The 2,171-nt window shown below is 39.8% G+C and carries 2 protein-coding genes; both read right to left on the reverse strand.

What is annotated here, in order from left to right:
- Window positions 1-20 precede the first annotated feature (20 nt).
- A complete protein-coding gene (locus FAY33_RS19085; RefSeq protein WP_143323066.1) occupies window positions 21-617 on the reverse strand; it encodes a hypothetical protein in 597 nt (198 codons plus the stop codon).
- 96 nt (window positions 618-713) lie between these two features.
- Window positions 714-2,015 (reverse strand): DNA cytosine methyltransferase, encoded by a 1,302-nt coding sequence (locus FAY33_RS19825; protein WP_207706038.1) that lies wholly within the window; start codon window positions 2,013-2,015, stop codon window positions 714-716.
- Between the last annotated feature and the right edge of the window lie 156 nt (window positions 2,016-2,171).

Consider the following 2,171-nt stretch of genomic DNA (forward strand, 5'->3'; position numbering starts at 1 on the left):
AAACTTTAATTTGCTTTAAATTATGTATTGTTACCTGCCCACTGCTCCGCCATGGCTTTGGCAATTCCAGGGAATGTCTTACTTCTGGCTTTTGCTCTATTCCCTCCGCAATTTGAATACCAGAATGGTATTGTCTTTCCGCTGCTCAATACTTGCCTTGGCGGAGGTTCAACTATGTTTGTAGGCTGCAGATGTGGCAATCCCTTAAGCCATAAGCAGGTTTTTTTCTCATAAGGATCACCAAATTGATACGGATTAATAATTTGGTTTGGTTTCCTCCATTCGGTAGACATTATTCCCACCGGATTCTCAATAGCTACCTTCTCGCAGTCCAGATTAGCAAACAACATAAAGAAATCAATACCCTGTTGCTGTCTTCCGTCCGCTCTCTTCTGCGCAAAGTGCTTCGCTCCGCTTGTGGCTAAGTGGGTACAGGGTGGAAAAGCTATGACCATATCCCAGCGCTGCTTTAACAACGGTGTTACATCTTCCTGTAAGTGCCACTCTGGGTGTCCTCCAGAACATGGCTCAATATCGCAACTATAGGCTTCATGACCTAATTTTCTCAACTCTATCGTTACTGCCTGACTTTCTTCGCAAGCTACTAATATTTTCATTTCATATCCAGGAGAAAAGATCTTTTTGTCCGGCCGGAACTCTTTTTTCCTTTCAATTCTTAATTATGTAAATTTTTTATTCAGTTAACTTCGGGTTTAGTTGATAAACCAATCTTCATTCCTTACCTGGTAAGCATCACCCAAGTGAATTATTTCCGGATAATTCTCACGGGCTGTCTGGATAGCATACTTATCTATTTCCGTTGCATAATACTTCACAACATTTGCTCCCAACTTATCAAGGGCTATGTGTCCGCAGCTCATACCATCATACATGGACATTACTCTTATCTCTTCTTCTGTAATCCCTGGAACAAAGGAAAGAATATGGGCTATAACATCTACCGTCCACCCGTTCCCAAGCATTTTATAAGCTTGCGTGTTGCTAACTGGGAAGATGTATATATCTGGCACTGTCTGCAATCTCATACACTCTGCTACTGTTAATTTGCGGATTATGTAATACCCATCGGGTAACTTTATCGGATATTGTTTTCCTTTGATAGATATCTGTCCGCTTTTAATTTCATAGACCGGGTAGGTCTTACCGTCCCAAAAATCAATGACAAGATTATCTTTTTGCACCGTTGTAAGTGTATTAGTCTTCCTGGAATATTGAGGCTCATAGTTTTGTTGCACTTTTCCGTCTTTATAGCGTCCTCTTTCTGCTATACACATCGGAACTCCAACGCAAGTCTTTTTGTCTATATTGTTTCCTACCATATTTCTGATTCCATCTTTGTAATAAGTAGCTCTCAAGCATTGTGACTTACCCTCTACCGTTGTATTGATCGGCACAGCCGCCAGAGTTGCACCGTATGTGCCAGAATAAAAAGCATTAGCAGTAGAATTTTTATAATATTGAGCCTTAATTGTCCTTGCCTTACCAAATCCATCATCATTTAACGCATAAACTTTCCCTAACTCATTTATTCCAAACGGTAACAGTTCTGCCGCCATGTGCCTAGAATATGAATGCTGACTCTTCGGATTATATGTACCGGCAGTTTTATAATAATTTGCATCTAAGGTATAACTTTTTTCCTTCCATGCCATACCAGTATCCAAAATATCCTTTAACAGAATACCTTTGTCTTCGGGCTGTGTAACTCCCGGAATATTAGTCCAATACAACCTGTTACGATTCTGCGCCGATACCAACGCTGAGTTAATCAATATCGGTTCAACGCCTAACTCCTTCGTGATCTGCTCCCGAATTGCCGGAGACATTGATTTATTGTTTTCGTAAAGGAAATAGTCTGGTTTATATTTTTTGAGTCCAATTACATAGTTTTCAAATAACTCCCACCCTAATCCCGATGGTTCTGTTTCTCTGTTTTTGGTCTGTGCTATTGACCAATGAGTGCAAGGGCTACCGCCCATATATAATTTAATCAAATTTCCCTATTTAACAGGGAATGCGCATTCGCTTATAACCGGTGTTTACTGTATTCCTTTCTTCTCATTATTTTCTTCATATATGCCGTAAGTTAGCTACTCTTACAGCTTCAGCATAAAATAAACATTTTGTCACAAATTTATGTAGTTTCTTGT

Source organism: Clostridium sp. HBUAS56010, from assembly GCF_007115105.1.
Lineage (GTDB): Bacteria > Bacillota > Clostridia > Lachnospirales > Lachnospiraceae > Lacrimispora.

Bases quoted from the DNA above. Each gene is read 5' to 3' on its own strand.
- FAY33_RS19085 (WP_143323066.1), bottom strand. From the start codon at position 617: ATGAAAATATTAGTAGCTTGCGAAGAAAGTCAGGCAGTAACGATAGAG.